The organism is Streptomyces sp. NPDC051677 (genome assembly GCF_044453465.1).
Lineage (GTDB): Bacteria > Actinomycetota > Actinomycetes > Streptomycetales > Streptomycetaceae > Streptomyces.
This window is the reverse complement of record NZ_JBITCT010000022.1, coordinates 75,485-100,142: the sequence shown is the minus strand read 5'-3', so window position 1 is coordinate 100,142 and position 24,658 is coordinate 75,485. Positions and strand designations below refer to the sequence as shown.

Annotated in this window: 24 protein-coding genes and 1 pseudogene; 18 read left to right on the top strand and 7 right to left on the bottom strand. The window is 73.0% G+C overall.

Going from position 1 to position 24,658, the window contains the following annotated elements; all coding sequences use genetic code 11:
* The first annotated feature begins 136 nt into the window (after positions 1–136).
* The gene (locus tag ACIBAF_RS25445) at positions 137–682 is read left to right on the top strand and encodes a hypothetical protein (RefSeq protein ID WP_399465912.1); all 546 of its coding nucleotides are present in this window, start codon (positions 137–139) and stop codon (positions 680–682) included.
* Positions 683–738: 56 nt separating this feature from the next.
* The gene (locus ACIBAF_RS25440; protein ID WP_399465910.1) at positions 739–918 is read left to right on the top strand and encodes a hypothetical protein; all 180 of its coding nucleotides are present in this window, start codon (positions 739–741) and stop codon (positions 916–918) included.
* Between the two features lie 34 nt (positions 919–952).
* Here ACIBAF_RS25440 and ACIBAF_RS25435 read toward each other — a convergent pair whose 3' ends face one another.
* Positions 953–1,345, bottom strand: coding sequence for an SCO5389 family protein (locus tag ACIBAF_RS25435; RefSeq protein ID WP_399465909.1), 393 nt, complete (start codon positions 1,343–1,345; stop codon positions 953–955).
* 93 nt (positions 1,346–1,438) lie between these two features.
* Positions 1,439–2,392, bottom strand: a complete 954-nt coding sequence (locus tag ACIBAF_RS25430; RefSeq protein WP_399465908.1) for an ArsA-related P-loop ATPase — start codon at positions 2,390–2,392, stop codon at positions 1,439–1,441.
* A gap of 143 nt (positions 2,393–2,535) precedes the next feature.
* Here ACIBAF_RS25430 and ACIBAF_RS25425 point away from each other — a divergent pair, with 143 nt between their 5' ends.
* The 6 genes from ACIBAF_RS25425 to ACIBAF_RS25400 all read left to right on the top strand — a co-directional run bounded on the left by ACIBAF_RS25425 (position 2,536) and on the right by ACIBAF_RS25400 (position 9,499).
* Positions 2,536–3,126 (top strand): GNAT family N-acetyltransferase, encoded by a 591-nt coding sequence (locus ACIBAF_RS25425; protein ID WP_399465906.1) that lies wholly within the window; start codon positions 2,536–2,538, stop codon positions 3,124–3,126.
* Positions 3,127–3,175: 49 nt separating this feature from the next.
* The gene (locus ACIBAF_RS25420; RefSeq protein ID WP_399465904.1) at positions 3,176–4,690 is read left to right on the top strand and encodes an ABC transporter substrate-binding protein; all 1,515 of its coding nucleotides are present in this window, start codon (positions 3,176–3,178) and stop codon (positions 4,688–4,690) included.
* Positions 4,691–4,694: 4 nt separating this feature from the next.
* The gene (locus tag ACIBAF_RS25415; protein ID WP_399465902.1) at positions 4,695–6,545 is read left to right on the top strand and encodes an ABC transporter permease subunit; all 1,851 of its coding nucleotides are present in this window, start codon (positions 4,695–4,697) and stop codon (positions 6,543–6,545) included.
* Positions 6,542–7,792 (top strand): MDR family MFS transporter, encoded by a 1,251-nt coding sequence (locus tag ACIBAF_RS25410; protein ID WP_399465900.1) that lies wholly within the window; start codon positions 6,542–6,544, stop codon positions 7,790–7,792. Before ACIBAF_RS25415 ends, ACIBAF_RS25410 begins: the two co-directional genes overlap by 4 nt.
* A 295-nt stretch (positions 7,793–8,087) precedes the next feature.
* Positions 8,088–8,693 (top strand): hypothetical protein, encoded by a 606-nt coding sequence (locus tag ACIBAF_RS25405; protein WP_399465898.1) that lies wholly within the window; start codon positions 8,088–8,090, stop codon positions 8,691–8,693.
* 74 nt (positions 8,694–8,767) lie between these two features.
* Positions 8,768–9,499 carry a YcnI family protein gene (locus ACIBAF_RS25400; protein WP_399465897.1) on the top strand — a complete coding sequence of 244 codons (732 nt, stop codon included), beginning with the start codon at positions 8,768–8,770 and terminating at the stop codon, positions 9,497–9,499.
* Between the two features lie 87 nt (positions 9,500–9,586).
* Here ACIBAF_RS25400 and ACIBAF_RS25395 read toward each other — a convergent pair whose 3' ends face one another.
* Complete coding sequence (locus tag ACIBAF_RS25395) at positions 9,587–10,342, bottom strand: CDP-alcohol phosphatidyltransferase family protein (RefSeq protein ID WP_399465896.1); 756 nt, start codon at positions 10,340–10,342, stop codon at positions 9,587–9,589.
* A gap of 108 nt (positions 10,343–10,450) precedes the next feature.
* Between ACIBAF_RS25395 and ACIBAF_RS25390 the strand changes: the two genes are divergently transcribed.
* The 5 genes and pseudogenes from ACIBAF_RS25390 to ACIBAF_RS25370 form a co-directional block, all read left to right on the top strand.
* Positions 10,451–11,440, top strand: coding sequence for a zinc-binding alcohol dehydrogenase (locus ACIBAF_RS25390; protein WP_399465894.1), 990 nt, complete (start codon positions 10,451–10,453; stop codon positions 11,438–11,440).
* A 111-nt stretch (positions 11,441–11,551) separates the two neighbouring features.
* Positions 11,552–11,950, top strand: a complete 399-nt coding sequence (locus ACIBAF_RS25385; RefSeq protein WP_399465892.1) for a 6-pyruvoyl trahydropterin synthase family protein — start codon at positions 11,552–11,554, stop codon at positions 11,948–11,950.
* A 50-nt stretch (positions 11,951–12,000) separates the two neighbouring features.
* On the top strand, positions 12,001–13,212 hold the full coding sequence (locus ACIBAF_RS25380; RefSeq protein ID WP_399466010.1) for a glycosyltransferase family 4 protein: 1,212 nt from the start codon (positions 12,001–12,003) through the stop codon (positions 13,210–13,212).
* Entirely contained in the window at positions 13,209–14,264 is a 1,056-nt protein-coding gene (locus ACIBAF_RS25375; protein WP_399465890.1) for a trans-aconitate methyltransferase, read from the top strand. The genes ACIBAF_RS25380 and ACIBAF_RS25375 overlap by 4 nt, the downstream gene beginning before the upstream one ends.
* A pseudogene (locus ACIBAF_RS25370) lies at positions 14,264–15,277 on the top strand (YbhN family protein); the annotation flags it as partial. The gene ACIBAF_RS25375 and the pseudogene ACIBAF_RS25370, both read left to right, overlap by 1 nt.
* Before the next feature lie 155 nt (positions 15,278–15,432).
* Here the strand turns inward: ACIBAF_RS25370 and ACIBAF_RS25365 are convergent.
* Positions 15,433–16,263 carry a creatininase family protein gene (locus ACIBAF_RS25365; RefSeq protein ID WP_399465888.1) on the bottom strand — a complete coding sequence of 277 codons (831 nt, stop codon included), beginning with the start codon at positions 16,261–16,263 and terminating at the stop codon, positions 15,433–15,435.
* 38 nt (positions 16,264–16,301) lie between these two features.
* On the opposite strand from ACIBAF_RS25365, the gene ribA reads away from it, so the two are divergent.
* The 4 genes from ribA (at position 16,302) to ACIBAF_RS25345 (ending at position 20,495) form a co-directional block, all read left to right on the top strand.
* Entirely contained in the window at positions 16,302–16,961 is a 660-nt protein-coding gene (gene ribA, locus ACIBAF_RS25360; protein WP_079658375.1) for a GTP cyclohydrolase II, read from the top strand.
* A gap of 109 nt (positions 16,962–17,070) precedes the next feature.
* The gene (locus tag ACIBAF_RS25355) at positions 17,071–18,216 is read left to right on the top strand and encodes an NAD(P)/FAD-dependent oxidoreductase (protein ID WP_399465886.1); all 1,146 of its coding nucleotides are present in this window, start codon (positions 17,071–17,073) and stop codon (positions 18,214–18,216) included.
* The gene (locus tag ACIBAF_RS25350) at positions 18,213–19,268 is read left to right on the top strand and encodes a saccharopine dehydrogenase (protein WP_399465884.1); all 1,056 of its coding nucleotides are present in this window, start codon (positions 18,213–18,215) and stop codon (positions 19,266–19,268) included. The genes ACIBAF_RS25355 and ACIBAF_RS25350 overlap by 4 nt, the downstream gene beginning before the upstream one ends.
* A gap of 39 nt (positions 19,269–19,307) precedes the next feature.
* Complete coding sequence (locus ACIBAF_RS25345; protein ID WP_399465883.1) at positions 19,308–20,495, top strand: saccharopine dehydrogenase family protein; 1,188 nt, start codon at positions 19,308–19,310, stop codon at positions 20,493–20,495.
* A 33-nt stretch (positions 20,496–20,528) separates the two neighbouring features.
* Here the strand turns inward: ACIBAF_RS25345 and ACIBAF_RS25340 are convergent, their stop codons facing one another.
* From ACIBAF_RS25340 to ACIBAF_RS25330, 3 genes are all read right to left on the bottom strand, one after another.
* On the bottom strand, positions 20,529–21,758 hold the full coding sequence (locus ACIBAF_RS25340; RefSeq protein ID WP_399465880.1) for a serine hydrolase domain-containing protein: 1,230 nt from the start codon (positions 21,756–21,758) through the stop codon (positions 20,529–20,531).
* A 207-nt stretch (positions 21,759–21,965) separates the two neighbouring features.
* The gene (locus ACIBAF_RS25335; protein ID WP_399465878.1) at positions 21,966–23,387 is read right to left on the bottom strand and encodes an MFS transporter; all 1,422 of its coding nucleotides are present in this window, start codon (positions 23,385–23,387) and stop codon (positions 21,966–21,968) included.
* The gene (locus ACIBAF_RS25330; RefSeq protein WP_399465876.1) at positions 23,384–23,995 is read right to left on the bottom strand and encodes a TetR/AcrR family transcriptional regulator; all 612 of its coding nucleotides are present in this window, start codon (positions 23,993–23,995) and stop codon (positions 23,384–23,386) included. The genes ACIBAF_RS25335 and ACIBAF_RS25330 overlap by 4 nt, the downstream gene beginning before the upstream one ends.
* 83 nt (positions 23,996–24,078) lie before the next feature.
* On the opposite strand from ACIBAF_RS25330, the gene ACIBAF_RS25325 reads away from it, so the two are divergent.
* The gene (locus ACIBAF_RS25325; protein ID WP_399465875.1) at positions 24,079–24,528 is read left to right on the top strand and encodes a PPOX class F420-dependent oxidoreductase; all 450 of its coding nucleotides are present in this window, start codon (positions 24,079–24,081) and stop codon (positions 24,526–24,528) included.
* Positions 24,529–24,658 lie beyond the last annotated feature (130 nt).

The following is a 24,658-nucleotide window of genomic DNA, read 5'->3' as shown; positions in this document are numbered from 1 at the left end:
GCAGGTGGCGCGCGGGTGCTCAGTCGGGTCGTTCACGCGAACGGGTGAGCCTCCGGTGGGCGGGGCACGCGCGAAATCGGGCGGCCGTTGTGCGGGTGTCGGGATCTTCCCGCTTGTGAGGACCACGGGGGTACACATGAGCCTGCATTTCCAGCGCAACGCCGATGGCACGGTCACCGGCCGCAACACCGAGACCGGCTACACGGTCACCTTGGCGGACGAGGAGGAGGTGCAGCGGCTGGTCTACGAGGACGCCGGCTGTGAGTACACTCCGCCGCCCGCTCCTCCGCCGCCGGGCGTCCACCGGTTCGCCCTGGTACACGAGGAGTTCGGTCACGAGGGCTTCGGGGACGAGCGGTACGAGAGCCTGCGCACACGTCCTCCCGGCGGCTGCGAACCCGCCGACTGGGGCTGCTTCGCCCTGGAGTGCGAGCGGCCGGGGGCCTCGCTCCTGAGTGCCGTGTCCGACACCGTCGCCGAGATCCGCCGCGAGCACGGCCTGGTGATGAACAGCCTCGGCGTCGAGAAACCCGACGAGTGGTTCGGGGAGGACAGAAACGGCTACGGCGCACAGATCGTGGCGCATCTGATGCTCATGTCGGCCCATCGCGCCGCACTCCTCGGATACGGACGGAAAGACCTGGTGCGGCTGCTCGATGCCACGGGCATCGGTTGGGCGTGAGGGAACGAGTACGGGTGAAGCCTCGCAGAGCAGAGCAGAACAGAGCAGAGCAGAGCATGGTGGTCTCGCCAGACGGTGGCGAGTTCATCGTCACCCTGCACGTCCCCGACGACGCCTGCGGAGCGGAGGGCTTCGCTCCCGACTTCCGTGTCGTGTCCACTGCGTCAGGCGGGAAGACCGTGCCCGTCTCACAGAAGCTCCTGAGCCTCGGCACGGTCTTCCTCGCGTGGCTGTGAGCCGCGTCGACGCCCGCGTGTGTTCGCGTCCGCGTCAGCAGTCCCGCAGTTCCGCCGACTGGTTCAGTACCTGGGCCCGCGTGGACGTGAAGCGTGCATACGTCTCCCCGTTCCGAGCCCCCGGACGGAATGCCGCGACCCGGTGGCAGTTCTGGAAGGCCAGGGTGATGCCGAAGTGGCGTTCCAGGCTGCCGCGGATGGCGTCGCTGGCCATGGCCCGCAGGAGCTGGCCGCGCTCCTGCTCGGACGCGGGTGGGGTCTGGTTGTCGGCGAACTCGCCGATACCGGCGTGCAGTCGGGTGGCGAGGGAGTCGACGAGCTCGTAGGCATAGGGGAGGGACGTGCGGACCGTGTCCACGAAGTCCTCCTCGCGGATGGCGCCGGCTTCGGCCTCGGCGAGGAGCTTCGGGGAGACGTCGAGAGACATGGGAATGGGGGTCCTGTTCCTGTGGAGGGAGAGGGGGAGAGAGGAGAGGGAGAGCAAGAGGAGGAAAGGGTGGGTGAGGTTGGTCCGGTTCGTTTACGGCAGTGATGTCGGGCCTGGGACGAACTCCGGGTCCACCTGCGCGGCAAGGTCCTGGCCCGTTGCCTCGTTCGCCCAGGACCGGGCGTTGCGCAGATGGAAGTCGACGGCGTGGCGGTGGAGGGTCGGCCAGTCCTTCGTGCGGGCGTCGACCGTCTCGCGCAGGACGTTGAGGGCGTGGCGGTTGATGTCCTCCAACTCGCCCTGGGGGCTGCCCCGTTCGGCCGAGCGGACCCAGGGGGAGAGGACGAGGTGGGTGAGGAGGTCGTCGCCCACCTCCTCCTTGAGGAAGAGCAGATCGTCCTCGCCGGTCACCTTGTTGCCGACCACGGCGAGAGGGATGTCGAACTCTCGGGCGTGGTCGCGGTACTGGCGGTAGACGGAGACGCCTCTGCGGGTTGGTTCGGCCACCAGGAACGTCATGTCGAAGCGGGTGAACAGGCCGGAGGCGAAGGCGTCGGCGCCGGCCGTCATGTCCATCACCAGGTACTCGTCGGGACCGTCCACCAGATGGCTCAGGTAGAGCTCCACCGCGCCCAGCTTGGAGTGGTAGCAGGCCACGCCCAGGTCGCTCTCGTCGAACTCGCCGGTCACCATCAGCGGCACACCGCCCACCCGTTGGACGTGGCGGGCGTGCAGCGCGTCGTCGCCCAGCAGGCGCAGCAGGTGGGAGCCGCGGCCCGGCGGGGTCGTCTTGACCATCGCCTCGCGGGAGGCGATCCGCGGGTTGGCGCCGCGCAGCAGGTCCTTGATCTCACCCAGGTGCGCGGCCAGGGGCGGGGCGGTGAAGGGCGGCGTCCCGGCGGTGGGGTCCAGGGCCTCGGACAGATGTTGGTTGATGTCGCCGTCCACGGCGAGCACCGGTGCGCCGGACTGCGCCAACTGCCGGGCGAACAGGGCCGACAGCGTCGTCTTGCCGCTGCCGCCCTTCCCCACGAACGCGACGCGCACCTATCGGCCCACCTTTTTGAAAATGAATGTCATGTGTCTAGATTTAGGGGGAGGTCATGATCGCTGTCAAGTCGGAGCGGGTGACGGAGTGGCGTGGTCGGGTGGCGATCAAGGGAAAGAGTCTTAATGCATATGATGTGCAGGTGCGTAATTACTGCATAAGGCCCGCGGGGCCAGGCGACCTCGACGGCGCCCGTGCCGTCATGCTCGACACCGTCTACCGCGACTTCGGCACCGGTTATGTGCCGCGCTGGCACGGCGACATCATCGACCCGGTCGCCGCCTACCTCGTCCCGGCCCGCCACACCCTGCTGGTCGCGATCGAGGGCGCCGAGGGGGAGGGCGGCGAGGTCGTGGCCACGGCCGCCCTCGACTCCCGCGGTCCCGCGCACCCGCCGAACCCGCGTCAGGTCGCCGAGCGCTACCCCTGCGGCACGACCGCGCAACTGCGCCGCGTCTACGTGCGTCGGGGGCATCGGCGGCGCGGTCTCGCCCGGCGACTGGTCGCCGAACTCCTTGCCTTCGCGGCGGCGGACGGCGGCTACCGCTCCGTGTATCTGCACACCGACCCGGCCGTGGAAGGCGCCGAAGGCTTCTGGCGCTCGCTCGGCGAGGTCGTGCACGACGAGCGTGCGGATCCCGGCGGCGGCCAGCGGATCGTCCACTTCGACGTCCCCCTCCGCGCTCCCGCCCCGTTCGCCACCCCGTTCGCCGCTCCGTCCCCCATCCCCTAGGTCGGTCCCCGTTCGCCGCTCCGTCCCCCATCCCCTAGGTCGGTCCCCCGTGCGCTTCCTCCGTCGCCCGCCTCGCCCGCGACTCCTCGTCTGCCTCCTCCTCGCTCCGCTTCTCGTCGGCTGCTTCGCCTCTTCCTCCGGCGGCGACGGTGAGGCGTCCGGCGGTGACGACGGCTCCCGGCTGCGGGTCGCCCTCGCCTTCCCGCCCGCCCAGAACCTCTCCCCGTACGGCGCCGACGCGACGATCCTCAGTCGTCTCGGCGTCACCGAAGGGCTGACCGCCCTCGACGCCAACGGCGCCGCCGCCCCCGCACTCGCCGCGTCCTGGCGTCGCGAGAACGACCGGACCTGGCTGTTCACCCTGCGCGAGGCCGTCTTCCAGGACGGCACGGACGTCACCCCCGTCGCAGTCGCCGCCTCACTCGCGCACGCCACCCAGGCCGAGCCGGCCCCCGCCGCGCTCTCCGGCGTCACCCTCACCGCGAAGGCGGAGGGCGGCACCGGTGTGCGGGTCACCACCACCGCCCCCGACCCGGTCCTGCCGCTGCGGCTGTCCAGCCCCAGCCTCGCCGTCCTCGCCCCGAAGGCGTACGGCGGCAAGCAGGGCGCCGTCGACCCGGTCGGCACCGCCACCGGTCCCTTCGAGGTCAGCGAGGTGGCCGGCACCACCGGCGCCGACCTCGACCGCTTCGACGACTACTGGGGCGGTCGGGCCCAGGCCTCCGGCATCGACGTGCGCTTCATCGCCGACGGCGTCGCCCGCGCCAACGCCCTGCGCACCGGTCAGGTCGACCTCGCCGAGGCGATACCCGTCGCCCAGGCCGCGACCCTCGACGCGGACACCCGCCGTGAAACGGCCACCACCCGCACCACCAGCCTGCTCCTCAACACCGAGTCGGGCGTCTTCAAGGACCCGGCCCTGCGCGCCGCCGCCCGCACGGCCGTCGACACCGCCGCCCTCGCCGAGGGCGTCTACGAGGGGCACGCCGACGCCGGCGCCGGGATCTACGGCCCCGCCGTCACCTGGGCCGCGGGCAAGCGCGTCCCGCCCACCGGGCGGACGAACGCCGGTACCCCCGGCGGCGCCTCCCTCACCCTCGCCACCTACGACAACCGGCCCGAACTTCCCGAAGCCGCACAGGTGTTGAAGCAGCAACTGGAAAGGGCCGGCTTCGCGGTGAAGTTGGAGGTGCGCGAGTACTCGCGGTTGGAGAGCGACGCGCTCGCCGGGAAGTTCGACGCCTTCGTCGGCGCCCGCAACAGCCTCCTCGACACCGGCGACCCCGTCTCCGTGCTCGCCGGTGACTTCACCTGCGACGGCGGCTACAACCTCGCCCTGCTGTGCGACAAGGCCGTCGACCGGGCCGTCGGCACGGCGCAGGCGGTCGCCGACACCGACAGGCGGCGGGACGCCGCGATGGCCGCCGAGGCCGCGATCCTCGGTGCCGACGCCGTCGTCCCGCTCGTCCACCAGCGGGTCATCACCGGCGTGAGCGCCAAGGTCAGCGGTGTTCTGCTCGACCCGTACGAGCGGACCCTCGTCGGCACCGGCACCCGGCGCTGACGGCATGAGGAGCAGGGTGGGCACGCTGCTGTGGCGTGCCGGACTGGCCGCGCTGCTGGTGTGCGGGATCGGGCTGCTGCCCTGGCTCTCGCACACCGACCCGGCGCTCACCGTGCTGAAGACACGGTCCGCCGACCGTGACCCCACCCCCGAGGTGCTCGACGCCATCCGCACCCAACTCGGCCTGGACGAGGGTCCCTTGCACCTGCTCGGGCAATGGCTCTCGGGATTGCCGCGCGGGGACGCCGGACGATCGTGGATCTCCGGGACGGAGGTCATGCCCGGCGTCCTCCAAGCCCTGGGCGTGTCCCTGCTGTTGATGGCGGTGGCACTGGCGGTCGCCGTCGTCACCGCCGCCGGCGTGTGCGCCCGCACCCTGTGCCTCGGCGCGCGGCGCAGCCTCGACGGCCGACCCGTCGGCGGTTCCGGCTCCGCCGTGCTCGCCGCACTGCCGGAGTTCCTCACCGCCTCGGTCCTCGCCACGGTGGTCGGCGTGCAGTGGGGGTGGCTGCCCGCCCTCGGCTGGTACGGCCCGCAGTGGACCGTGCTGCCCGCGCTCGCTCTCGGCCTGCCCGCCGGGGCGGTGCTCGGGCGCCTCCTCGACGACCAGTTGCCCGCCGCCTTCGCCGAGCCGTGGGCGGTGGCCGCCGCCGCGCGCGGACTGCGCGGCCGGGTCATAGCCCGCAAGGCGCTGCGCCGCTGCGTGCCCGGGCTGCTGCCCAACCTCGGGCTGTTCGTCGTGGGACTGACCGGTGGGTCCGTCGCCGTGGAGCAGATCTTCGACATCCCAGGGCTCGGCCGGACCACCCTCCAGGCGGCGATCGCCCAGGACCTGCCCGTCCTCCAGACCGGCACGCTCGTCCTTGTCGCGCTCGCGGCCGTCACCACCGGCGGCGGCCGCCTCGCCGCCCGGCTGCTCATCGGGCCCGCCCTGCGCGACGGCGCCCTGCCCGCACTCCACACGTCATCGCCGACGACCCGCAGCCTCCGGCCCCTTGCCTACAGTCTTCTGTTGCTCGTCGTCATCGCCCTCGGCCTTCCCCGCGACCCGCTCGCCCTCGACACCCGCGCCCGCCTCCAACCCCCCTCCACCGCCCATCCGTTCGGCACCGACGCGCTCGGCCGCGACGTCCTCGCCCGGGTCGCGCACGGCGCCCTCGACTCCCTGCTCCTCGCCCTCGCCATCGGCGCGATCGCACTGACCGCCGGGGTCCTGCTCGGGCTGCTGCCCCGGCTGTCCGGGCCACTCGTGGACACCGTCAACGCCGTACCGCCCGTTCTCGCCGCGCTGCTCGTCAGCGCGGTCTGGGGCAGCGGGCCCACGACGCCCGTCCTCGCCGTGGCGGTCGTGGCCTGGGCGCCGCTCGCCGCGCACACCTCCGCGCTGCTGCGGCAGGAGCGGGCCACCGTCCACCTGACCGCGACCCGGGCCCTCGGCGCCGGCCCCTGGTATCTGCTGCGGAGCGAACTCCTGCCCGCCGTCCTGCCGCCCGTCGCCCGCCACGCCCTTCTGCGCCTGCCCGGCATTGCCCTCGCCCTCGCCTCGCTTGGCTTCCTCGGCCTCGGAGCTCAGCCGCCGTCCCCCGAGTGGGGCCTGCTTCTCGCCGAGAACCAGCCCTACGCCGAACGCGCCCCCTGGGCCGTCCTCGCCCCCGCCGCCGTCCTCGCCCTTCTCGGCGCCCTCGCCGTCACCGCGGCCGGAGCACTCCGACGGCCACGACGTCGTCGTATGGCAGGCGAGGCAGACAAAGCAGACAAGGTAGGACCGGGAGCAACAGCAGAACCGGCAGGATCCGCAGATCTCGGCACCCACGAACACCCAGCCCCCGAAGGAGAGTTGACGGGCACCCGATGACGAGACCTGCGCCCACACCTCTGCCGTCGCTGCACGGCAGGACGAGCGACGCGGCTCGACTGACGCCGCTCCTACGGCTTCTGATCCTCACTCAACTCGCTTTCAATCTCGGCTTCTTCGCCGTCCTGCCCTTCCTTGCCGAGCACTTGGGCGGCGCGGTCGGCATGGCCGGCTGGATGGTCGGGTTCGTGCTCGGGCTGCGGACCTTCAGCCAACAGGGCCTGTTCGTGGTCGGCGGGGCACTGGCCGATCGGTACGGCGTGCGGCCCGTCGTCCTCGCCGGCTGCGTGCTGCGCATCGCCGGGTTCGGTTGGCTCGGGTCTGCCGAGCAGCCCTGGACGGTCATCGGGGCGGTGCTGCTGATCGGGTTCGCGGCCGCGCTGTTCTCGCCCGCCGTCGAGTCCGAGGTGGCCCGGCAGGCCGTCGTGCACGAGGAGTCGGGCGGCGGGTCGCGGACCCGGGTGCTGGCGCTGTTCACGGTCGCCGGGCAGGCCGGGGCATTCCTCGGACCGCTGCTCGGCGCGCTGCTCCTGGAGGTCGACTTCCGTGCGGTGTGCCTGGCCGGCGCCGGGGTCTTCGTCCTCGTCCTCGCCGGTCACGCCCGGCTGCTGCCGCAGCACATCCCCGGCCGCACCCGCGTCGAGGTCCGCGGCGGCGTCGGCCCGCTGTTGCGCAACCGCCGCTTCCTCGCCCTGTGCTGTGCCTACGGCGCCTACCTCCTCGCCTACAACCAGCTCTATCTCGCGCTGCCCGCCGAGGTGGAGCGCGCGGCCGGTTCGCAGGCGCCGCTGGCCTGGCTGTTCGCGCTGTCGTCGCTGCTGGTGGTGACCGCGCAGCTGCCGGTCACCCGGTGGGTGGGGGAGCGGCTGAGCCTGCGCCGGTCGATGGCGGCCGGACTCGCGCTGATCGCCGCCGGGTTCGCCGTCGTCGCCGCCGCGTTGCCCGCCGGGCGGACCGGGACGGCCGGGCTGCTGCCCGCGGCCGGTTTCGTCGTGCTGCTCACCCTCGGCCAGATGCTCGTCGCGCCCGCCGCCCGCGCCTGGGTGCCCGACCTCGCCGAGGAGGGCAGGCTCGGCCTGTACACCGGGGCACTGTCCTCGGCCTCGGGGCTGATCGTGCTCCTCGGCAGCGCAGCCACCGGCACCCTCCTCGACACCGGCCTCCCGCCGACAGTGCCCTGGCTCCTCCTGGCCGTAGTACCGGCCGCCGCCGTCGCCTTGCTTCCGCGTGCGGCGCGGAGGGGGTGAGTGCGGGGTCGGGTTGGGGGCCGGGGAGGTCGTTGGGCGTGTCCTGGCGGTTTGTCCCTGCCGCAGTACCGGCCGCCGCCGTCGCTTTGCTTCCGCGTGCGGCGCGGAGGGGGTGAGTGCGGGGTCGGCGGTGGGTTGAGGGGGGCGGGGTCGGGATGGGGGCCGGGGTGTCGTCGGGCGTGTCCTGGCGGTTGGGCAGGGGCGTCGTACCGGTTGGTGTCCTCGTGCGGTCTGCGTCGGGTGAACGTGGGAGGGGGCGTCGACGTATCTGTCGGGCGTGGGAGGATCCGTCGCTATGAGTGCGTCCCCGGCGGTCCGGAGTCTGCGCGCTGCGGTCTTCGCCGCGATGTGCGTGCTGCTGGCCGCCGCCGGGCACGGACTCGCCACGGGTGACACGCCGCCGCCGTGGGCGGACGGCGCCGGATTCCTGGCCGTGTTCGCCGCCGGGTGGCTGCTCGGCGCCCGGGAGCGCTCGCTGCCCGGGATCGGCGCGGCCATGCTCGCCACGCAGGCGGGCTTGCACGTCGCCTTCGACGCCGCCCGCTCCCGTACGACGGCGCACACCATGCCCGCGATGGCCATGACGTCCGGGCACGGCCTGCATATGCACGCCCACACCGCCACGGCGATGGCGCCGCACGCCACGGCCGCCCATGTCCTCGCCGCGCTCGCCGCCTCGTGGTGGCTGCGGCGCGGGGAGGCCGCCCTGTGGAAGCTGCTGCGCCGGGCGGTCGCGTTCCTGCCGGGCCTCGCGGCCTGGTGGCGGGACGTCCCCGTCCCGTTGCCCGTGCCGCCCCTCCTCCCCGCCGCCGCCCCGGCTGCGGTCCCGCCCCGGCAACTGCTGCTGCGGCACGCCGTGAGCCGCCGCGGACCGCCCACCCCGATCCCGTACGCGAGCTGACCCAGGGCCGGACCTCCACCCGTCCGGGCCCGCCCCCTACCTTTCCTGACTTCCTGTACGGAGATCACCCACTCATGTCCACGACACGCCTCGCCCTGCGCCGCGCCGGCCTCGGCGCCGTGCTCGCCGCCGCCGCGGTCCTCACCGCCGCCGGCGTCGCCTCCGCGCACGTCACCGTCCACCCCGAGAGCTACGCCAAGGGCGCAGCCGACGGCCTCCTCAGCTTCCGGGTCCCCAACGAGGAGGACACCGCGAGCACCACCAAGGTCCAGGTCTTCCTGCCCACCGACCACCCCGTGCTCGGCGTGCTGGTCCACCCGAAGGACGGCTGGACCGCGAAGGTGACCACCACCAAGCTCAAGACCCCGGTCAAGACCGACGACGGCACCATCACCGACGCCGTCTCCGAGATCACCTGGACGGGAGGGAAGATCGGCGCCGGCCAGTACGAGGACTTCGACGTCGCCTTCGGTCGGCTTCCCGACGACGCCGACCAGTTGGCCTTCAAAACCCTGCAGACCTACTCCGACGGCAAGACCGTCCGCTGGATCGAGGAGACCGCGCCGGGCGCGGACGAGCCGGAGAACCCGGCGCCGGTGCTGAAGCTGACAGCGGCGGCGGACGACACCTCCACCTCCCCCACCTCCGAGGCATCCACAGCCTCCCCCAAGAGCACGACAGTGGCCTCCGCCGGCAGCAGCGACTCCACCGCCCGCGGCCTGGGCGTCGCCGGGCTGGTCGTCGGCGTGCTGGGCCTCGCGGCGGCCGCCTTCGCCGTCGTACGGACGCGGTCGACGCGGTCGTAGCACTGATGCGGTCGTAGCACCGGCGCAGAGGTGAGGCCCGGACCGTTTACACGGTCCGGGCCTCACCTCTGCCGGGGCGGGATACCGCTACACGAGCTCCAGCATCTTCGGCGCCGAAACCTCGGCCGTGATGCGCGAGGTGCGCCACAGCCACAGCACGTCCCGGCCGAACGACCACACCAGCGAGCCCAGCGCCAGCAGCACGACCGCGAAGTTGGCCGCGTACGGCAGCAGGTTCGAGCCCGCCAGCAGCAGCAGGACGCCCTGCAGGGCGGCGACCGTCTTGCGGGCGGTGCTCGGCGGGAGCGGGGCGTTGAGCCAGGGGGCGAGGCGGGCCGCGGCGACGAAGACGTAGCGCATGCCGCCGATGAGGAGGACCCACGGGCCCAGCGCCATCGAGACGTACACGCTGAGCACCAGGATCAGGAACGCGTCGACCTCCATGTCGAAGCGCGCGCCGAGCGCCGTCGAGGTGCCGGTGCGCCGGGCGACCTTGCCGTCGACGCCGTCGAGGATCAGGGCCACCGCCGTCAGACCGACCAGGAGCGTCACCGGCGGCGCGCTCTCGAAGGAGTCCGCGACCAGCGCGGTCACCCCGCCGACCAGCGTCGCCCGGCCGAGCGTGACCCGGTTGGCCGGGCCGAACGTGCGCAGACTGGAACGGTGCAGCGCCCGGGAGAGCACCGCCCAGGTGGCGATGGCGAAGACGAGACCGGTGACCCAGCCCGCCGGCCCCATGCCGATCGCCGTGCCGAGCAGAGCCAGCAACAGGATCTGAACGCCCGCTCCCACAGCGGTCTCCTGCTGGACCAGCCTTGCGTCGTAAGTGTTGTTCAGGGCCACCGCACATTCCTCCGGCCAGATGACAGAGATGATCAGTGCCGCGTACTGTGCGCGGACTGTGCACACCTCGGTACGTGAACAGGTTCCCGATCGTTCAGGAGGATGTGGATGTCGATCAGCGCACGTGCGTTCTGGGTCACCTCTTCGGGTGAGGGAGCGATCCGCGAAGTCGTCCTTCCGGCCCCGGCCGAGGGCGAGGTTCTGGTGCGTTCGCTGTGGTCCGGCGTCAGTCGTGGCACGGAGACCCTCGTCTTCCGGGGCGGGGTGCCCGAGAGCCAGCACGCGGTCATGCGGGCGCCGTTCCAGGAGGGCGAGTTCCCGGCGCCGGTTAAGTACGGCTACCTCAACGTCGGGCTGGTGGAGGAAGGTCCGGCGGAGCTGGTCGGGCGTACGGTCTTCTGCCTCTACCCGCACCAGACGCGGTACGTCGTCCCGGCGACGGCGGTGACGGTCGTGCCGGACTCCGTGCCCGCCGAGCGGGCCGTGCTCGCCGGCACCGTCGAGACGGCCGTCAACGCGCTGTGGGACGCGGCGCCGCTGGTCGGCGACCGGATCGCGGTGGTCGGCGGCGGCATGGTCGGCTGCTCGGTGGCAGCCCTCCTCGCCCGCTTCCCCGGCGTCCGCGTCCAGTTGGTGGACGCCGACCCGGCACGGGCGAAGATCGCCGAGGCCCTGGGCATCGACTTCGCCGCCCCCGCCGACGCCCGCGACGGCCTCGACCTCGTCGTGCACGCCAGCGCCACCGAACAGGGCCTCGCCCGCTCCCTGGAACTGCTGTCGGCCGAGGGCACCGTCCTCGAACTGAGCTGGTACGGCGACCGGAGGGTCTCCCTGCCGCTCGGCGAGGAATTCCACTCCCGCCGCCTGGTGATCCGCAGCAGCCAGGTCGGCACCGTCTCCCCGGCCCGCCGCTCCAGCCGTACCTACGCCGACCGGCTCGCCCTGGCCCTGGAGTTGCTGGCCGACCCGGCGCTCGACGCGCTCGTCACGGGGGACAGCGCTTTCGAGGAGCTGCCGCAGGTGATGCCGAAGCTCGCGTCGGGTGAGATTCCGGCGCTGTGTCACCGCATCGGGTACGGGCAGGAGCGCCTGACCTGAGAAAAGAGTGAGATCGGGCTGAACGGGGGGAAGCGAAGAGCCGTACTACACGGCATCCCCCGGCGGCCAACGGCCGGGGGACCAGACGCGCCGCACCTGGAGGGTCGTCCGTTGTTCAGTGTCACCGTCCGCGATCACATCATGATCGCCCACAGCTTCCGCGGCGAGGTCTTCGGACCCGCGCAGCGCCTGCACGGAGCGACGTTCCTCGTGGACGCCACCTTCCGCCGCGAGCAGCTGGACGACGACAACATCGTCGTCGACATCGGACTCGCCACGCAGGAACTCGGTGCCGTGGTCAGCGAGCTGAACTACCGCAACCTCGACAACGAGCCCGACTTCGCGGGGATCAACACCTCGACGGAGTTCCTCGCCAAGGTCGTCGCCGACCGGCTCGCGGAGCGGATCAACAAGGGCGCGCTCGGTGAGGGCGCCCGGGGCATCGCCGCCATCGCGGTCACGCTGCACGAGTCGCACGTCGCCTGGGCGAGTTACGAGCGTGCGCTGTGACCGATGTGACCCTTGAGAAGGCCGTGCCGACCGCACAGCCCGCGCAGCCGATGCAGACCGCACAGCCGATGCAGACCGCGCAGCCCGTGCAGATCGTGCAGAAGGCCCCGCTCGCGTACGTGCCCTCGCAGGCGCAGCTTCCCAAGATCGGCGGGATCATCCCCATGTCCCTGCGCTCCGTGCACTTCGTGATGCCGGGCGGGGTCGACGACCCGGCGAACCCGAGCGGCGGCAACGCCTACGACCGGCGCCTCTGCCTGGATCTGCCCGGCTTCGGCTGGCAGGTCCACAAGCACCTGGTGAACGGTTCCTGGCCCCGCCCGGAGGCGGCCGCCCGCGCGGAACTGGCGCACACGCTGCGAGAGTTCCCCGACGGCACGGTCGTCCTCATCGACGGGCTGGTCGCCTGCGGGGTCCCGGAGATCATCGCCCCCGAGGCGGAGCGGCTGCGGCTCGTCGTCCTCGTCCACCTTCCGCTCGGTGACGAGCGCGGCATCGCGCCCGAGGTGGCGGCCGAACTCGACGCCAAGGAGCGGGCCGTGCTGCGGGCCGTGCCCGCCGTCGTCGCCACCAGCGAGTGGGCCGTGCGCCGTCTCGTCTCCCACCACGGCCTCGCGCCCGAGCGGGTGCACGTCGCCGCCCCCGGCGCCGACATCGCCCCCCTCGCCTCCGGCACCGACGGCGTCTCACGGCTGCTGTGCGTGGCCGTAGTGACCCCCCGCAAGGGCCAGCACCGGCTGGTGGAGGCGCTGGCCGCGGCGAGAGACCTGCCGTGGAGCTGCGTGTGCGTGGGCGGCCTCGGACAGGACCCGGAGTACGTCGCCCACCTGCGCGGCCTCATCGCGAAGTACGGCCTTCAGGACCGGCTGGAGCTCGCGGGCCCGAAGGCCGGCGCCGACCTCGACGCCGCCTACGCCTCCGCCGACCTGATGGTCCTCACCTCCTACGCGGAGACCTACGGCATGGCCGTCACCGAGGCGCTCGCCCGGGGCATCCCCGTCCTCGCGACGGACGTCGGCGGTCTGCCCGAGGCGGTCGGCCGCGCCCCCGACGGCGGCGTCCCCGGCATCCTCGTCCCGCCGGAGGACCCGGCCGCCCTCGCGGCCGAACTGCGCGGCTGGTTCGGCGAGGCCGACGTACGGCGCCGTCTCAAGGCCGCCGCGCGAGGCCGCCGCGCGGCCCTGAACGGCTGGGCGACCACCGCCCAGAGCCTGGCCGGAGTGCTCGGCCGGCTTCCCAGCGAACCCCGGAGGGCGGCATGAGGAAGACGACGGCGACCCCGGCCGACGTGGCACGACGCGTGGACGGCATCCCGGCACAGCCGGGCCGGAAGGAGGCGGTTTCCGTGGTGGAGGCCGTTTTCGGCGCAGACTCCGGTGCGGACTCCGTGGCCAACCCCGGTGCGCAGAGCGTCATCGCCGGCGCCGGACCCGTGGGCCGGCCCGGTGAGCGGCCCACCGTGCGGCTGCGGGACACCGGGCCGGACGAGCAGCCGCGGTACGCCCCCGAGTGGCTGGAGCTGCGCGAGCCCGCCGACGCCGCCGCGCGGGCGCTGGACCTGCTGGACCCGCTGCGGATCCGGCTCGCCAACCTGCCCGGTCGCAGCGGGCTCGCCATCCACGACCTGGGCTGCGGCACCGGCTCGATGGGCCGCTGGCTCGCCCCCCGACTCGACGGCGCCCAGCACTGGGTCCTGCACGACCGCGACCCCTACCTCCTGCACTTCGCCGCCGTCGCCTCCCCGCGCGCGGCCGCCGACGGCAGCCGGGTCACCGTCGAGACGCGGCGCGGCGACGTCGCCCGGCTCACCCCGGACGCGCTGCTCGGCGCCTCGCTGGTCACCGCCTCCGCCCTGCTCGACGTCCTCACCCGCGAGGAGATCGAGACCCTCGCGGCGGCCTGTGCGGGCGCGGGCTGCCCGGCGCTGCTGACGCTCTCGGTCGCCGGGCGCGTCGAGTTCAGCACGCCGGACCCGCTGGACGCGGACATCGCCGCAGCCTTCAACGACCACCAGCGGCGCGGCGGCCTGCTCGGCCCCGACGCGGTGACCGTCGCCTGCGAGGCGTTCGCCGCCCACGGCGCGACCGTCAAGGTGCACCCGAGCCCCTGGCGGCTCGGCCCCGAGAACGTCGGCCTGACCGCGCAGTGGCTGCGCGGCTGGGTCGGCGCGGCCGTGGAGGAGCGCCCCGAACTGGCCGAGCGCGCCGAGCCCTACCTCGCCGCCCGGCTGGCGGCCTGTGCGGCGGGCGACCTGCACGTCATCGTCCACCACAGCGACCTGCTGGCACTGGCCCGGCCGACGGGCGGGGCGTGATGAGCGCGGAGACGGTGGGCCCACGGGTGCAGACCGCGGCGCCGGTGGTGTGGAGCGAGGGGACCAGGCCGCTCATCCGACGGCCCCCGCGCAGCCCGTCGGTGGCCCGCACCGACGCCGCCGTGTCCGAGGCCCGCATCGGCGTCATCGTGACCGCGCCGCACGAGAGGAAGCCCTTCCGGCTGCGTGCCCTGTTCGGCAACCGCGCCGTCCGCACGCACTTCGGGACCGTCGCCGGGGTCGTCATCCTCACCGTCCTGCTGTGGCGGCTGGGCACCGGCGTCTTCCTCGACGGGCTGCGGCGGATCGACGCGCCGACGCTGCTCGTGGCGCTCGGGATCGGCGTCGTCACCACCGTGTTCAGCGCCTGGCGGTGGGCGCTGGTGGCCCGCGCGCTGCGGATCCGGCTGCCGCTCGGTCCGGCCGTCGCCGACTACTACCGGGCCCTGTTCCTCAACGCGGCCCTGCCCGGCGGCGTCCTCGGCGACGTGCACCGGGCGGTGCGGCACGGGCAGAGCGCCGGCGACGTCGGACGAGGTGTGCGCGCCGTGGTTTTGGAGCGCACCGCGGGACAGCTCGTGCTGGTCGTGGCAGGCGTAACGGTCCTGCTGACTCTGCCGTCGCCGGTCATGGAGGACGCCCGGCAGATCGCCGCGCCGGTCCTGTTCGCCGCGGTGGGCGCGCTCGCCGTCGTCCTCGCCGTCCGGATGAACTCCTCGAAGCCGCGCCGCGGCGGGCGGCTGCGGGCGGCGCTGGCCGAGGCGCGCGAGGGACTGCTCTCGCGGCGCAACGCACCGGGCGTCGCCCTGTCGTCGGCGGTCGTGCTGACCGGGCATCTCGGCATGTTCGTCGTGGCGGCCCGGGTCGCCGGCTCCGGGGCCTCCGTCCTCGCGCTGCTGCCGATCGCCGTCCTCGCCCTGCTGGCCATGGGCCTGCCGCTGAACGTCGGCGGCTGGGGCCCCCGCGAGGGCGTCACGGCCTGGGCGTTCGGCGCCGCCGGACTCGGCGCGAACACCGGTCTCGCGGTCGCCGTCGTCTACGGCGTGCTCAGCTTCGTGGCCGCGCTGCCCGGCGCGGTCGTGCTGGTCGTCCGCTGGTACGCCGGGCTGCGCAGCACAACCGGGACCGGGGCCGACGACGTGACCGGACCCGAGGGTGACGAGCGGCGCTACGACGACCGCACGGAATCGCCCGCCGCGGCGCCGTCCGCTTCGGTGTCCTCCTTTTCGGTTCCCGAATCAGCCGAAGTCAGCAACGAGAAATACGCGCCGAAGGAATCCGCCAGGCTCGCCAGGAGTTCCTTCCCCTTTTCCGCCGACCCCAGGGAAGGACGGCCGATGACGCCCGAATCGGTATAGGCGGACATTCCCAGGGTGAGTAGATGGCGACGGTCGTCCGCGACGAAATCGGCCGACTCGTAACCGGGCCGGACGACTTCGGGGTGGGCGTGCAGCAGGATCGAGGTCTCGATCTCCCCGGCGTGCATGTCGGTGAGCAACGAGGTCGACACCCCGGCCCGCTCCAGCGCCGTCTCCCAGTCCTCCGGGGCCGGGAAGAGCGCCATCCGTTCACCTGCCGCGGAGGACTCCTGGACGACATTGCCCAGGACGTAGTTCCCGCCGTGTCCGTTGACCAGCACCAGGGCCTCGACGCCCGAGCGGCGCAGTGACGCCGCGATGTCCCGTACCACCGCGTGAAGGGTCACGGAGGAGATGCTGACGGTCCCCGGCCAGGCCGCGTGCTCGTGCGAGCAGGCGATGGTCACCGGCGGAAGGAGGTGCACCGGGAACGCCTCGGCGATCTCCCGGGCGATGGCGCAGGCGACCAGCGTGTCCGTCGCCAACGGCAGGTACGCACCGTGCTGTTCGAAGCTTCCGACGGGAAGGACCGCCACCTGCGTGGGGACTCCGGAGCCCCGGGTCCGTACGTCTTCGGTAGTGTCCGTCGGCACCTGTCCGTACGTCGCCGATGCCGCCGACCGTATTTCCGAACCACTCATCTTTTCCCGGCCCTTCGTCTCTGCTTAGGAACCAGATCATGACAGACAACATTGGCGTACTCGGCACGAAGACCCCCCAGCGCACCGGTGTGGAACGCGTGGTGAATGCGCCCTTGCCCACCGTGTACGGCAAATTCCAGGCGGTCGGTTACCTGGACCACGACCGCGGTGACGAACAAGTCGCGCTGGTCTACGGGGAGATCGGCGCCGAGGACGTGCTGACCCGGCTGCACTCGGAGTGCCTGACCGGCGACGCGTTCGGCTCCCAGCACTGCGAGTGCGGCGACCAGCTGGAGTCCGCGCTGCGCGCGGTCGTCGACGAGGGCCGCGGCATAGTCGTGTACCTGCGCGGGCACGAGGGGCGCGGGATCGGACTGCTGGGCAAGCTGCGGGCGATGGCGCTGCAGGCCGAGGGACTGGACACGGTCGAGGCGAACGTGGCGCTCGGCTTCCCGGTGGACGCCCGCGACTACAAGGTGGCCGCCGACATCCTGCGCGACCTCGGGGTGCGCTCCGTCCGCCTGATGTCGAACAACCCGCGCAAGCGCGAGGCGCTGGTGGACAACGGCATCAAGGTCGCCGAGGAGGTGCCGCTGCTGATCGAGCCGTGCGAGAACAACATCACCTACCTGCGCACCAAGCGGGAGCGCATGGACCACCGGCTGCCCCACCTGGACGCGGTGGCGCACTGGTCCTGAGCGCGCTTCGCACCGCCGCCCCGACGGGTAGGGATCACGGCGGTCACGGCGTACGACAGCCTCGGCTCCGGCAACCGGGCCGGGGCCGCCGCCGAAAGGAGCCGCTCGCGTGAACACAGATGCCTCGGTCGTCGTCATCGGCGGCGGGGTGATGGGCGCCAGCATCGCCTACCATCTCGCCGCCGCCGGCGTCCGTGACGTCCTGCTGCTGGAGCGGGACGAACTCGCCGCCGGCTCGACCTCCAAGGCCGCGGGCGGGGTGCGCGCCCAGTTCTCCGACGAACTGAACATCCAGCTCGGGGCGCGCAGCCTGGAGGCGTTCGGGCGGTTCGGCGAGGAGATCGGGTACGACATCGGGCTGCACCGCGTCGGCTACCTCTTCCTGCTGTCCACGCCCGAGGAGGTCGCCTCCTTCGAGGCGGGGGTGCGGCTGCAGAACGCGCTCGGGGTGCCCAGCCGGATGATCGACCCGGCCGAGGCGCAGCGCCTCTCCCCGCTGATCAGGACCGAGGGGTTACGCGCGGCCGCGTTCTCGCCGGACGACGGTCACTGCACCCCGGAAGCCGTCGTCCACGGGTACGCGGCCGCCGCCCGCAGTTGCGGTGCGCGCATCCTGCGGCACACCGCCGTCACCGGCATCGAACGGCAGGGCGCCGCCATCACCGCCGTGCAGACGACCCTCGGCCGCATCGCCACGAACACGGTGATCTGCGCGGCCGGCGCCTGGTCCAGGGCCGTCGGCGCGATGGCCGGCGTGGACCTGCCGGTGCAGCCGCTGCGCCGCCAGATCGCGGTCACCGAACCGGTCCCCGTCCTTCCGCCGGACCTCCCCATGACCATCGACTTCACCAGCAGCCTCTACTTCCACCGGGAGGGCCCCGGCCTGCTGGTCGGCATGTCCGACCCGGACGAACGCCCCGGCTTCGCCACCGACACCCACGACCGGTGGATCCCCCGCCTCACGGCCGCCATGGAGCACCGTGCTCCCGCCCTGCTCGACCTGCGCCGCACGGGCGGCTGGGCGGGCCTGTACGAGGTCACCCCCGACCACAACGCCTTGATCGGCGAGGCGTCTTCGGTATCCCGTTTTCTGTATGCGACCGGCTTCTCCGGTCACGGTTTCCTCCAGGGTCCGGCGGTCGGCGAGGTCGTCCGCGACCTGTACCTCGGCCGCGTACCCTTCGTGGACGTCACCCCCCTGAGCGCCGACCGTTTCGCGGCCGACGCCCCGCGTCCGGAGGCCAACCGCGTATGACCGAACTGCACCTGTGGCTGCGACACGAGGCCCGCACCACCGAACGGCGCACCCCGGTCGTCCCCGACGACGCCCGCCGCCTCGTCGAGGCCGGCGTGCACCTGACCGTCGAGGACTCCCCGCAGCGCGTCCACCCGATCCAGGAGTACGAGGCCGTCGGCGCCCGGATCGCCCCCGCGGGCTCCTGGGCGTCGGCGCCGCACGACGCCGTCGTCCTCGGTCTGAAGGAACTCCCCGACGAACCAGGCCAGTTGACACACCGCCATATCTACTTCGGGCACGCCTACAAGCAACAGCCGGGCGCGGCCGACCTGTTGCGCCGGTTCGCCGCCGGGGGAGGGGCGCTTCTCGACCTGGAGTACCTGGTCGACGACCAGGGGCGTCGCCTCGCCGCCTTCGGTTTCTGGGCGGGCTACCTGGGCGCGGCGCTGGCCGTCCTCCACCACCGGGGCAGGCTCCTCGCACCTCTGCGTCCCACCGGCAAGGACGAGTTGGACGAGACGCTGCGTGCGGCCCCCGGCGACGAGGAGTTCGCCGCCCTCGTCGTCGGCGCCCTGGGTCGCAGCGGCCGGGGTGCACGGCTCGCGTTCACCACGGCCGGCGCCGACCCCGTCTGCTGGGACCTCGCCGAGACCCGGGACCTGGACCGCACCGCACTGCTGGCCCATGACGTGCTGGTCAACTGTGTCCTCGCCACGACCCCGGTGCCGCCGTTCGTCCGCGAGGAGGACCTCGACGACCCGGCCCGCCGGCTGCGCACCCTCTCCGACGTCACCTGCGACGTGGGCTCGCCCCTCAACGTCCTGCCGGTGTACGACCGCACCACCGAGTGGACGGACCCCGTGCGCCGCCTGCGCAAGGAACCCCCGCTCGACCTGATCGCCATCGACAACCTGCCGTCCCTGCTGCCGCGCGAGTCCAGCGCCGACTTCTCCGCGGCCCTGACGCCCCACCTGCTGGACTTCGGCGTCGGCGGACCGTGGGGCCGCTGCCTGGCCCGCTTCCGCGAGGCAAGCCGTGAACTCGGCGTGACAGAGGGGGATTCGGTATGACGCAGGGCAAGTTGGGTGTGACAGAAGGGGAGTTCGGCCGTGTCTGATCTCGTTCCCGCGACCGGCGCCGTCCACTGGGTCGGCGCCGGCCTGTCCACCGGCAGTGGCCTGGCCGCGCTGTGCGAGCACACCGACCGGGTACGCCTGTGGCACCGCACGACGGAGCGGGCCGCCGAGGCCCTCGACCGGCTCGGCCTGACCGGACGCGCCGAGCCGCGCGCCTACACCCTCGACGCGCTCACGGCCGAACTGGCCCCCGGGGACGTCGTCGTGTCGATGCTCCCCGCCCCGGAGCATGCGGCGCTGCTGTCGGCGTGCGTGGCCCGGCGGGCCCACTTCGCCTGCTCCAGCTATGTCTCGGACGCGGTCCTGGAGCAGGTGCCCGCCGCCGACGCGGCCGGGATCGTCGTCCTCACCGAGGCCGGACTCGACCCCGGCATCGACCACCTCTTCGCGCACAGCCTCGTCGCCCGCGCCCGGGAGGCGATCGGCGACGACACGGCGGCCTCCTACCGCCTCACCTCGTACTGCGGCGGCATCCCCGCCGTCCCCAACGAGTTCCGGTACCGCTTCAGCTGGGCGCCTCTCGGCGTCCTCAACGCCCTGCGCTCGCCAGCGCGTTACGTCGACGACGGCACCGAGACCGTGGTCGACCGGCCCTGGGAGGCGACCCGCGAACACATCGTCGTCGGCGGGGCCGGCGAGGAGACGTTCGAGGTCTACCCCAACCGCGACAGCGTCCCCTTCATCGAGCAGTACGAACTGCCGCAGGCCTGGAAGCCGCGGACGTTCGTGCGCGGCACGCTGCGTCTGGACGGCTGGCTGCGCGCCTGGGACACGGTGTTCGAGGAGCTGAAGGCAGGCGACGACGCTCGGATCGCCGCCCTGGCCCGGGAGTTGGCGGCCGCGTACCCCACCACCGACACCGACCGCGACCGGGTGGTCCTCGCGGTGTCCCTGGAGGCGGACGCCGACAACGTCGCCGACGTCGGCCGTAACGGCACGGCCTGGTCCGGGAGTTACCTCCTGGACCTGGAGGGCGACGCCCGGGAGAGCGCCATGGCCCGCTGTGTCTCCCGGCCCCTCGCCCTCGGCGTCCGGCACATCCTGGACGGCTCGTTGCCGCCGGGCCTGAGCCGCGCGGCCGAGACGGCGGCGAGGTCCGAGGAGTGGCTGCGGGAACTCGCCGACGAGGGCCTGGAGTTCACGCTGCGGGCCGACGGCTGAGGCGGCCCGCACAGGTCCGCGTGGGGCGCCGTCTCAGCTCGTGATCGCCTCGTGGACCAGTCGCTTGAGGTCGGGGTACAGCTTCAGGGATCGCCGCGGCCTCAGCTGGGTCAGGAACTGGACGGTCACGTCGTGCGCCGGGTCGACCCAGAACGTCGTCGTGGCGACGCCGCTCCAGCCGTAGGCGCCCAGGCCGGCGGGGGCCTGGGTGCGGTCCGGGTCGACGACCACGGAGACACCGAGGCCGAAGCCGACGCCGTCGTTGCCGGGCTCGTCGTGGGCGGGGCGGCTGCCGAAGGCGCGCAGGTCGGCGCCGCCGGGGAGGTGGTTGCGGGTCATCAGGTCGACCGTCTCCGGGGCGAGGAGCCGGACGCCGTCCAGTTCGCCGCGGCGGCGCAGCAGCTCGGTGAAGCGGTGGATGTCGTACGCGGTCGCCACCATGCCGCCGCTGCCGGACAGGAACCGCGGCCGGCCGAACAGCGGCAGGCCCGGGATCGGCTCGATACGGCCGTCGTCGGTGTCGCCGTACAGCTCCGCCAGCCGGCTCGCCTGCTCGTCCGTGACCTGGAAACCGGCGTCCGGCATGCCGAGCGGGCGGAAGATCCGCTCGGCGACGAACTCGTCCAGCGGCCGGCCGGAGACGAGCTCGATGATCCGCCCCAGGACGTTGGTGGCCACCGAGTAGTTCCACTGCGTGCCCGGCTCGAACTGCAACGGCAGCCGCGCGTACGCCTCCACCGTCCCGGCCAGGTCCGAGCCCGGCAGCACCGCCGACTCCAGGCCGGCCTCGCGGTAGAGCGCGTCGACGGGATGACAGTGGTAGAAGGCGAAGGTCAGGCCCGCGGTGTGGGTCATGAGGTGCTTCACGAGCACGGGCTGCTCGACCGGGCGGGTGGTGAGGCCGGCGCCGGAGCCGCCCGCGTACACCTGCTGGTCGGCGAAGGCCGGGAGGTGCTCGGCGACCGGGTCGTCGAGCCGTAGCCGGCCCTCCTCCATCAGTATCAGCGCGGCCACCGAGGTGACCGGCTTGGTCATCGAGTAGATCCGGTAGAGGGTGTCGGCCTCGACCGGCAGCCCGGCGGCGATGTCGCGACGGCCGTGCGCGGTGAGGTGGGCGACCCGGCCGCCACGGGAGACGGCCACGAGGAACCCCGGCAGGCGCCCTTCGTCGACATAGTGGGCGATGTGCTGGTCGAGGCGGTCCAGAGCCTTCGCGTCCAGCCCGACCTCGCTCGGGTCGACCTCTTGTCGCAGCAGTGCCATCGTTCTCCTCGGGTGCGCTCTCTCAAGGTGCGGTCCCGGCCCAGGGCCTGTCCGGCGGATCATGCCGCAGACGCGGGGCATGGCCCGCGCACGTGCGCTGATCAGGCAACGCCACGTTCCTGCGACTCGATCCGCCGGACAGGCCCTACCCCGCCCCGACGACCTCAGACCTCATGGTCGCGCAGGGAACGCGTGTGCGGACCCCTTTCAACGCCCTGACCTGTGTGCGTTGCGTCGCTTCCACCAGTCGGTGGACCGCCGGAAGGGGAACGTGCGCCGGGGCGCGCGGCTCGGCAGCGCCCGGCAGAGCGGCAGCGCCGCCGCAGCCGCACACGACAGCGCGAGGAGGGGCGTATGCGCCGCGCCGAGGTCCATGAGCACGGTCGCCGACGCCACGCCCAGCACCGGTCCCACGTTCATCGCCGTCTGCTGCAACCCGCCCGCGACCCCGGCCGACTCCGCGGGGGCCTGCCGTACGACGACATGGGTCGCCGCGACCATCACGGCGCCGAACCCGGCGCCCACCAGCGCGAACCCGACGCAGAAGGCGACCTGTCCGGGGGCCCGGGCGAGCACGAGGAGGCCGACCGCGAGGAGGGCCGTCGCCCCCGCGACCGTGGCGCGGGCGCCGGCCCGGCGCAGCAGGACGGCGGAGGCGGGCGCGGCGGCCACCAGGAACACCGCCAGCGGCAGGCTGAGCAACGCGCTGCGCAGCGGGGTCAGCCCCAGGTCGTCCTGCAGGACGTAGACGCAGACGAACAGCCCGCCGTTCAGGGCCGCGGACGCGACGACGAGCACGCCGAGCGCCCCGCTCACCGCCGGGCAGCCGCCCTCCCCCACTCTCGGCTGCGCTCGAGCGGGAGGTGCCCCCATCGGCGGCAGCAGAGGCGAGGCGGCGCGGCGTTCGTGCCGCACGAAGGCGACGCCGACGACGAGGGCGACCGGGGCCGACCAGGTGAGACCGGGCAGCCCGACGAGGGCGTGCACCAGACAGGCCAGGGCCACGGCCAGCAGCAGGGCGCCGGGGATGTCGAGCGGGACAGGGGCAGGGGGGCGCGGGAGGTCCGGGTCCCGGTTCCGGTTCTGGTCCGGGGAGGTGAGGGCGAGTGCGCCGAACAGCAGCGTGGGTGCGATGGTGAGCAGGAACACGGACCGCCAGCCGAACTCCGTGGCCAGCGCCCCGCCCACCACCGGTCCGGCCGCCGCGGCCACTCCGATGCACGCGGTACGCACGGCGATCGGCGTCCGCAGCCGGTCGGGAGGGTACGCGGCCCGCAGCATCCCCAGCGTGGCCGGTTGCAGCAGGGCCCCGAACACGCCCTGTACGACCCGCAGTCCGATCACCCAACCGACGCCCGGCGCCAGCACGATGCCCGCCGAGGCGGCGCCGAAGCCGAGCATGCCGAGGGCGAAGGTGCGCCGGTGGCCGTAGCGGTCGCCCAGCCGACCGGCGAACACCAACAGGCCTGCCACCGCGACGAGATAGCCGGTGCTGGTCCACTGCACCTGGGAGAAGGAGGCGTGCAGGTCGCGGCGCAGGGCGGGCTGGGCGACGGTGAGCACCGTGCCGTCCAGGGCGACCACCATGGCGCCGGCCACACTGCTCGCGAGCGCCAGGGGACGGTTCACCGCGCGGCCCGCGGACCAAGATGCGCGTCCAGGGTCGTGCGCAGGAGGGGGGCGAAGTCAGCTACGCCCGTGGCGAGTTGGAGGCTTCCCCAGCGCCAGAGCTGGGCGATGCCGTGCAGGTTCGCCCACAGTGCGCCCGCGACGGCTCGGGCGTCGGAGTCGGGGCGTGCCCGACCGATCAGGTCCACCAGCACGCCGAACAACGGCAGGCTGGTGTCCCGCAGACGCAAGTGACCGCTCTCCAACAGATCGTGACGGAACATCAGCTCGTACATCCCGGGGTTCTCCAGGGCGAACTCCAGGTAGACGCCGGCAAGTTCGGCCACCTGTCCGCGGGGGTCCGCACTCGCGTCGCCGCGAGCGCGGCCAGCCGTCACGCGTACGCCGAGGTCGGTGAAACCGCGGTGGGCGATGGCCGACAGCAGCTCCAGATGGGTGGGGAAGTAGCGGCGCGGAGCCCCGTGCGAGACGCCCGCCCGACGGGCGATCTCCCGCAGCGTCAGCGCCCCGACGCCCTCCCGGGACACCAGGTCCACGCCGACGTCGACTAGGCGGGTGCGCAGGTCCTGGTCGGGCGAGTGCTGTTCGGGCGGCTCCGGTCTGTTCATAGACACTGTCTACCATGGGGGGTAGACAGTGTCTACTCGCGACGGCGGGGGAATGCGGGCCGAGGGGCGCGGGTTGTTCGGACATGACTCAGGACACGACGCAGAACGCACTGCTCGCCCTGCTCTCCGAGGGCCGCAGCGGGGTACTGGTCACCCTCAAGCGAGACGGCCGCCCCCAGTTGTCGAACGTCTCGCACCACTACTACCCGGACGAGGGCGTCATCCGGATCTCCGTCACGGACGACCGCGCCAAGACCCGCAACCTGCGCCGCGATCCCCGGGCCTCGTACCACGTGAGCGCCCCCGGCCATCGCGCCTACACGGTCGCCGAGGGCGCCGCCGACCTCACGCCGGTCGCCGAGGACCCCTACGACGACACCGTCGAGGAACTGATCCGCCTCTACCGCGACGTCGTGGGCGAGCATCCCGACTGGGAGGACTACCGCGCCGCCATGGTCCGCGACCGCCGCCTGGTGCTCCGCCTGCACGTCGAGCGGGCGTACGGCATCCCGAAGGGCGCCAACGACGGCTAAGGCGCACGCGGGCATACGCTCCCACCCCCGAGCCCCCGAGCCGCCGAGCCGCCGAGCCGCCGAGCCGCCGAGCCGCCGAGCCGCCGAGCCGCCGAGCCGCCGAGCCGCCGAGCCGCCGAGCCGCCGAGCC

Excerpts from the sequence above, each read along its gene's own strand:
- ACIBAF_RS25445 (WP_399465912.1), top strand. The coding sequence starts at position 137 with ATGAGCCTGCATTTCCAGCGCAACGCCGATGGCACGGTCACCGGCCGC.
- ACIBAF_RS25440 (WP_399465910.1), top strand. The coding sequence starts at position 739 with ATGGTGGTCTCGCCAGACGGTGGCGAGTTCATCGTCACCCTGCACGTC.
- ACIBAF_RS25435 (WP_399465909.1), bottom strand. The coding sequence starts at position 1,345 with ATGTCTCTCGACGTCTCCCCGAAGCTCCTCGCCGAGGCCGAAGCCGGC.
- ACIBAF_RS25415 (WP_399465902.1), top strand. The coding sequence starts at position 4,695 with ATGAGGAGCAGGGTGGGCACGCTGCTGTGGCGTGCCGGACTGGCCGCG.
- ACIBAF_RS25410 (WP_399465900.1), top strand. The coding sequence starts at position 6,542 with ATGACGAGACCTGCGCCCACACCTCTGCCGTCGCTGCACGGCAGGACG.
- ACIBAF_RS25405 (WP_399465898.1), top strand. The coding sequence starts at position 8,088 with ATGAGTGCGTCCCCGGCGGTCCGGAGTCTGCGCGCTGCGGTCTTCGCC.
- ACIBAF_RS25400 (WP_399465897.1), top strand. The coding sequence starts at position 8,768 with ATGTCCACGACACGCCTCGCCCTGCGCCGCGCCGGCCTCGGCGCCGTG.
- ACIBAF_RS25390 (WP_399465894.1), top strand. The coding sequence starts at position 10,451 with ATGTCGATCAGCGCACGTGCGTTCTGGGTCACCTCTTCGGGTGAGGGA.
- ACIBAF_RS25380 (WP_399466010.1), top strand. The coding sequence starts at position 12,001 with ATGCAGACCGCACAGCCGATGCAGACCGCGCAGCCCGTGCAGATCGTG.
- ACIBAF_RS25375 (WP_399465890.1), top strand. The coding sequence starts at position 13,209 with ATGAGGAAGACGACGGCGACCCCGGCCGACGTGGCACGACGCGTGGAC.
- ACIBAF_RS25365 (WP_399465888.1), bottom strand. The coding sequence starts at position 16,263 with ATGAGTGGTTCGGAAATACGGTCGGCGGCATCGGCGACGTACGGACAG.
- ribA (WP_079658375.1), top strand. The coding sequence starts at position 16,302 with ATGACAGACAACATTGGCGTACTCGGCACGAAGACCCCCCAGCGCACC.
- ACIBAF_RS25350 (WP_399465884.1), top strand. The coding sequence starts at position 18,213 with ATGACCGAACTGCACCTGTGGCTGCGACACGAGGCCCGCACCACCGAA.
- ACIBAF_RS25340 (WP_399465880.1), bottom strand. The coding sequence starts at position 21,758 with ATGGCACTGCTGCGACAAGAGGTCGACCCGAGCGAGGTCGGGCTGGAC.
- ACIBAF_RS25330 (WP_399465876.1), bottom strand. The coding sequence starts at position 23,995 with ATGAACAGACCGGAGCCGCCCGAACAGCACTCGCCCGACCAGGACCTG.
- ACIBAF_RS25325 (WP_399465875.1), top strand. The coding sequence starts at position 24,079 with ATGACTCAGGACACGACGCAGAACGCACTGCTCGCCCTGCTCTCCGAG.